Consider the following 5,595-nt stretch of genomic DNA (forward strand, 5'->3'; position numbering starts at 1 on the left):
TCTGAAGAAGGAACAGCGGCCGCCTACGTAGAGAATTCTAGCGGTGAGAGCATGGTGAAGATGTGCACGTTAGTAGATAAAAAATGCTACTGGGGTGTGTTCTTAGACTCGCCGTGCGTCGACGGAGAGAAATACAACGGCATGTTGACCACGGATGCCGCTACGTTGGTCGTTCATCTCGTATGCGTCGGCAATAAAAAAGACAAGCAAAAGCTGCTTGCGTTCTCAGAATACTCAGAAGTGGCGCAGCTGGTTTCCGCTTCCAAGCGCGCATCGCTGGCGATAGCGGTAGAAGATGTTAGGTTCCATGTGATGGAGTTCAGTTTGAACGGCGCAGCTCAGGCCGGATTGGCTGCTGAGCTAAAGGTCAGCCAGGCAGCGGAAGAAAAAAAACACTGACAGCTGCCTCTGGGAACAGTCAACCCTCCGCCGGAAATTCCCCGCAGCAGGCATCGAAGCGCGCGATCACTTCCTCGACGCTGATCAGATCCATCACGCCGGGAAATTCCACGCGCTTGCCCCAGCCGATGTCGCTGGCGGGTCTGCCGAGAAATTTGCGTGCGGCTTCGTCGTAGTGATTCACCGACCAGCGCAGGTCCGAATACGGGCCGCAGCGTTCGCGGTCGGTGCAGGCGAACAGACCCAGCACTTTCGTGCCCATCGCATTGGCCATATGCGCGGGGCCGGAGTCGGGGGACAGCACGAGATCGGCGCGTTCGAGCAGCGCGAGCAATTGTTTCAGCGTGTCCTTGCCGATCAGGTCGATCGCCGGCGTTTTCATCGCCGCGATGATCGCATCGCCGGTGTCGCGTTCGAGTTGGCTGCGACCGCCGCAGAGCGCGATGCGCCAGCCGCACGCGGCGGCGTGATCGGCGACGGCGGCGTAACGATCCGGTGCCCAGTTGCGCAGCGCGTGGCTGGAACACGGCGAAATCAGCAAGGTTGGTTGCGTGCCCGGCAGTTGCTCGGCGGCCCATTCGCGTGCTGATGCCGGCACCGGCAGATTCCATTGCACACGATCCTGTTTCAGCCCCAGCGGCTCGCAGAATTTTCCGAAGACATCGAGCACGTGGTGTCCACCCGCGGCGATGCGTTCGTTGATGAACAGGCCATGGCCTTCCTTGCTGCGCGCGACGTCGTAACCGATGCGGCGATCGGCGCGGATGAACATCGACAGCAGGTTCGCGCGCAGGGCCAGCTGCATCTGCAGCAGCACATCGAAGCGTCGCCCAGCGAGTTGCCGGCGCAGGTCGCGAACGCCCGCCCAGCCGGCTTTCTTGTCGAACACGATGAACTCGACGCCCTCGAGGCCTTCCAGCATCCTGGCCTCGCCCTTGCCGATGATCCAGGTGATCGCCAACTCGGGCCAGGCGCGCTGCAGCGTGCGGATCAGCGGCACCACGTGGGTGGCGTCGCCAAGCGCGGACAGGCGCAGCAGGCAGATCGAACGCGGCGCGGCGGGAGTGCTCACTTGCTAGACTTCACCCTGATGGAAATGCCCTTGGCCGCCAGTGAAAAAAGACAGCCGTTCCGCGACGCGCGCGGGCAGGGCTCGATTGTGTTCGACCCGGCGCGCCTGCGGCAAGCGACGCCAGCGATGTTCGATGCCGCCAGTTACGGCGCCGACGCGCAGCCGATCCAGGGGCAGGGCGGGCGTGGCGCGGCGTGGTTCGTGCGCGGCGAATTTGGCGATGCGGTGCTGCGCCGGTATCGCCGCGGCGGCTGGATGGCAAGGCTCAGCGACAGCGATTACCTGTGGCAGGGCGAGGACAAGGTGCGCAGTTTCCGCGAATTCACGCTGATGCAACGCTTGTGCCGCGCCGGCCTGCCGGTGCCCGCGCCTATCGCTGCTTACTATCGCCGCAGCGGCCTGCGTTATCGCGCCGCCATCCTGATCGAGCGGATCAGCGATGTGCGCTCCTTCGCCGATGTCGTCGGCAACCAGGGCCTTGAAGCGCCCTGGGCCAAGGTCGGCGCGGCGATCGCGCGCTGCCATCGTCACGCGGCGCATCATGCCGATCTCAATGCGCACAACTTGCTGATCGGCGGCAATGATGATGTCTGGCTGATCGACTGGGACAAGGGACGGATGGAAACTGCGGCAGGCAAGTGGTGCGATCTGGTGCTGGCGCGGCTGGAACGCTCGCTGCGGAAAATCCATCGCGATCAGCCGGCAACGCTGATCACGCAGGGGATGGCGACGCTGCGCGAAGCCCACCAGCAGGCGCTGCAGGCATGAGCTGGTCGCTGCGATTTCTCGGCGTCGGCAGTTCCCAGGCGGTCGAGCTGGGTTCGGCTTCGGCAGTGATCGAACGTGATGGCCAGCCGCAGCTGATGATCGATTGCGGACAGGAAGCACTGACCGCCTATCTCGCGCATTACGGTCGTGCGCCCGAAGCCTTGTTCATCACCCATGTGCACATGGATCACGTCGCTGGGCTCGAACGTCTTTTCTACAAGATCTATTTCGATCCGCAACTGCGCGGCAAGGTGAAGCTCTATGTGCCCGCGACCGTGGTGCCGCATCTGCAATCGCGCCTGGCCGATTATCCGGGCGTAATCGCCGAGGGTGGTGCGAACTGGTGGGATGGTTTTCATCTGGTGCCGGTCACGCGCGGCTTCTGGCATGCACGGCGCTGGTTCGATGTTTTTCCGGTGCGTCACCATCTGCCGGATACGGCCTTCGGCCTTCGCCTCGCCGGTGCCATGGTCTGGACCGGGGACACCCGGCCGATTCCGGAAATGCTGGCGCAGCATGCCGATGCCGGCGAGTTGATCGCCCACGATTGCGCGATGCAGGGCAATCCTTCGCACAGCGGTATTGCGGATCTGGAACGCGAATATTCGCCAGAGTTGTTGGCGCGCTGCGTGCTTTACCACTACGCCTCGCATGCCGATGGCGATGCGCTGCATGCGCGCGGTCATCGCGTGGCGCAGGCTGGCGACGTGCTCGCGCTTGCCGATCCGGTCGGCGCGGACGTGACCGGATGAACGCGCTGTTCGAAACCACCGCGCTGCATCCGGCCGACGCACTCGGCCGACCGTTGCGCGACCTGCGTGTCTCGGTGATCGAGACCTGCAACTACCGCTGTCCGTATTGCATGCCGGAAGGGCAGACGCCCGAGGAAACTGCGTTAGATCGCAGCCGACGCTTGAGCTTCGACGACATCGAGACGGCGGTGCGCGGCTTCGCGAGACTCGGCGTGCGCAAGATCCGGCTTACCGGCGGCGAGCCCTTGCTGCGAAAAAATCTGCCGCAATTGATCGCGCGCCTGGCAGCGGTTCCGGGCATCGATGACCTCGCGCTGACCACCAATGCCTCCTTGCTGGCGGGGCAGGCGCAGGCCTTGCGCAATGCCGGTCTGCATCGCCTGACGATCAGTCTCGATGCGCTGGATCCGACGGTGTTTCGCGCCCTGTCCGGTGGTCGCGGCGATGTCGCCGATGTATTCGCCGGAATCGCGGCAGCGGAAGCTGCGGGCTTCGGTGCGCTCAAGTTGAATGCGGTGATCCAGCGCGGCGTCAACGAAGATCAGGTGTTGCCGCTGGTCGAACACTTCCGCGGCAGCGGACACGTGATTCGGTTCATCGAATACATGGACGTCGGCAATTGCAACGGCTGGCGTCGCGAGGCAGTGGTTCCTTCACAGCAATTGCGCGACCAGATCGCCGCGCGCTGGCCTCTGCGCGCACTGTCGGCGACCTATCGTGGTGAAGTGGCATCGCGTTACGGGTTTGCCGATGGCGGCGGCGAGATCGGCTTCGTGAGTTCGGTCAGCGAACCGTTCTGCGGCGACTGCCATCGTGCGCGCCTGTCCGCTGATGGCCAGTTGTTTACCTGCCTGTTCGCAGCGCAGGGTCAGGATCTGCGCGCAGCGATCGCCGAGGGCGTTGATGCGCTGGCCACACGCGTCGACGCGCTATGGCAGCGCCGTGCGGATCGCTACAGCGAGCAGCGCGCGAGTGGTGGCCGCGACAGAAAGAAGATCGAGATGTTTTATATCGGCGGTTGATCGGAGCGCGCGTTCGATGTCGATGGTATGGAAGGGTGACGATCGATCGTCAGAAAAATGAATTGAGGAGTGGTCGTGGCAGGAAAGTCATCGCGATTGACGCACATCGACGCCGCCGGTCGCCCGGCCATGGTAGACGTCTCGGACAAACAGGCCAGCGCGCGCGAGGCGACCGCCGATTGCTTGGTGCGTTTTCCAGCCGCGGTCGCCGCGCAGCTCAAGAAGTCCGGGCTCAGCACGGCCAAGGGGCCAGTGCTTGATACCGCGATCATCGCCGGCACGATGGCGGTCAAGCGCACGCACGAGCTGATTCCGTTCTGTCATCCGCTGCCGATCGACGGCTGCCGCTTCGATATTTCCTGGGCGAACGAGACCACGTTGAAGATCGAATGCCAGGTGCGGACCCACCATCGCACCGGCGTCGAGATGGAAGCGCTGACCGGCGCGACCATCGCTGCGCTGACCGTCTACGACATGTGCAAGGCCTTGTCGCATGCGTTGGTGATCGGCCCGGCGAAGCTGCGGGCGAAGAGCGGCGGCAAGCGCAAAGTCGGCAAGGCGTGAGCGTGACCGTGTTGTATTTCGCCAGCCTGCGTGATGCCACCGGCGTCGCGTCGGAAATTCTACCGACACCCGTATCGCTGGCGGCGCTTTACGATGCGTTGCTTGCCAGGCATGGTTTTTCGATCGCACGCGAACGGTTGCGCGTGGCCGTCGACGGCGCCTTCGTCGACTGGAACGATCCGGTGGCCGACGGCGCCGAGATCGCCTTCATTCCACCGGTATCGGGAGGCTGAGCGGATGAAGCGCTTTGCGATTGTCGATGAAGCTTTCGACATCGAGCCATTGCGCGAGCGCCTGCTCTCGCACCAGGCTGGCGCGTACGCGAGCTTCGAAGGCTGGGTGCGCAACATCAACGAAGGTCGGCCAGTATCGGCCCTCACTTACGAAGCGTATGCGGCGCTGGCCGACAGCGAGGGCGAGAAAATTCTCGCCGAAGCGGCCGCCCGTTTCGCGATCATCGATGCCGCCTGCGTGCATCGCGTCGGCCGTCTCGCTCTGGGCGAACTCGCGGTGTGGGTCGGTGTCAGCGCCGGACATCGCGACGCGGCATTTTCCGCCTGCCGCTGGATCATCGATGAAGTGAAGGCGCGTGTGCCGATCTGGAAGCACGAGCACTACGCCGATGGCGCTGCCGGCTGGCTGCATCCGGATGGTGATGCGTAGGAGCGATGGCAATCGCGACATGCCCGGTCGCGATTGCCATCGCTCCTACGAAGCGTGTTGTTCGTGAGATTGGAAGAGTCGTCGCGACAATGGAGCCGCAAGTGGGCTGCGATCAACGCAAGCGACTGCGATCAACACAAGTGGAACGCGTTAACGCAAGCGACTAGGCGCGGCGGTAGCCGCTGCTGCGGCAGACTTGGGTGGCAGCCCTTGTCGGCTGGCCTCGGCACCCGAATCAGTCAATACCATGCCTGCCTGGACCATCACTATCCTGGCGGTTAGCTGCTTGAGAAGAACCAGAGGTGTGCCTAGGCAGTTCTGAAGAAATGGCTACGCAAACCGACATGCCATGGGT

General features: G+C 63.4%; 8 protein-coding genes. 7 read left to right on the forward strand and 1 reads right to left on the reverse strand.

The window, feature by feature from the left end; all coding sequences use genetic code 11:
* Positions 1-399: hypothetical protein (locus tag VKM35_RS01130; RefSeq protein ID WP_324317473.1), on the forward strand; the 399-nt coding region annotated here is incomplete at its 5' end.
* A 19-nt stretch (positions 400-418) separates the two neighbouring features.
* Here the strand turns inward: VKM35_RS01130 and VKM35_RS01135 are convergent.
* Complete coding sequence (locus VKM35_RS01135; protein WP_324317475.1) at positions 419-1,471, reverse strand: glycosyltransferase family 9 protein; 1,053 nt, start codon at positions 1,469-1,471, stop codon at positions 419-421.
* On the opposite strand from VKM35_RS01135, the gene VKM35_RS01140 reads away from it, so the two are divergent.
* From VKM35_RS01140 to VKM35_RS01165, 6 genes are all read left to right on the forward strand, one after another.
* On the forward strand, positions 1,472-2,239 hold the full coding sequence (locus VKM35_RS01140) for a 3-deoxy-D-manno-octulosonic acid kinase (protein ID WP_324317477.1): 768 nt from the start codon (positions 1,472-1,474) through the stop codon (positions 2,237-2,239).
* Positions 2,236-2,991: an MBL fold metallo-hydrolase gene (locus VKM35_RS01145; RefSeq protein WP_324317479.1), complete on the forward strand. Its 756-nt coding sequence runs from the start codon at positions 2,236-2,238 to the stop codon at positions 2,989-2,991. The genes VKM35_RS01140 and VKM35_RS01145 overlap by 4 nt, the downstream gene beginning before the upstream one ends.
* Complete coding sequence (gene moaA, locus VKM35_RS01150) at positions 2,988-4,013, forward strand: GTP 3',8-cyclase MoaA (RefSeq protein ID WP_324317481.1); 1,026 nt, start codon at positions 2,988-2,990, stop codon at positions 4,011-4,013. Before VKM35_RS01145 ends, moaA begins: the two co-directional genes overlap by 4 nt.
* Positions 4,014-4,082: 69 nt before the next feature.
* Positions 4,083-4,577: a cyclic pyranopterin monophosphate synthase MoaC gene (moaC, locus tag VKM35_RS01155; protein WP_324317483.1), complete on the forward strand. Its 495-nt coding sequence runs from the start codon at positions 4,083-4,085 to the stop codon at positions 4,575-4,577.
* The gene (locus VKM35_RS01160) at positions 4,574-4,810 is read left to right on the forward strand and encodes a MoaD/ThiS family protein (protein ID WP_324317485.1); all 237 of its coding nucleotides are present in this window, start codon (positions 4,574-4,576) and stop codon (positions 4,808-4,810) included. The genes moaC and VKM35_RS01160 overlap by 4 nt, the downstream gene beginning before the upstream one ends.
* Positions 4,811-4,814: 4 nt before the next feature.
* Positions 4,815-5,240 carry a molybdenum cofactor biosynthesis protein MoaE gene (locus VKM35_RS01165; RefSeq protein WP_324317487.1) on the forward strand — a complete coding sequence of 142 codons (426 nt, stop codon included), beginning with the start codon at positions 4,815-4,817 and terminating at the stop codon, positions 5,238-5,240.
* The last annotated feature ends 355 nt before the right edge of the window (positions 5,241-5,595 follow it).

Origin of the sequence: Arenimonas sp., assembly GCF_035312645.1 — a bacterium.
Classification (GTDB): Bacteria; Pseudomonadota; Gammaproteobacteria; order Xanthomonadales; family Xanthomonadaceae; genus Arenimonas.

What these genes read in the sequence shown, in the direction of transcription:
- VKM35_RS01145 (WP_324317479.1), top strand. Translation starts at nt 2,236, where the DNA reads ATGAGCTGGTCGCTGCGATTTCTCGGCGTCGGCAGTTCCCAGGCGGTC.
- moaA (WP_324317481.1), top strand. Translation starts at nt 2,988, where the DNA reads ATGAACGCGCTGTTCGAAACCACCGCGCTGCATCCGGCCGACGCACTC.
- VKM35_RS01165 (WP_324317487.1), top strand. Translation starts at nt 4,815, where the DNA reads ATGAAGCGCTTTGCGATTGTCGATGAAGCTTTCGACATCGAGCCATTG.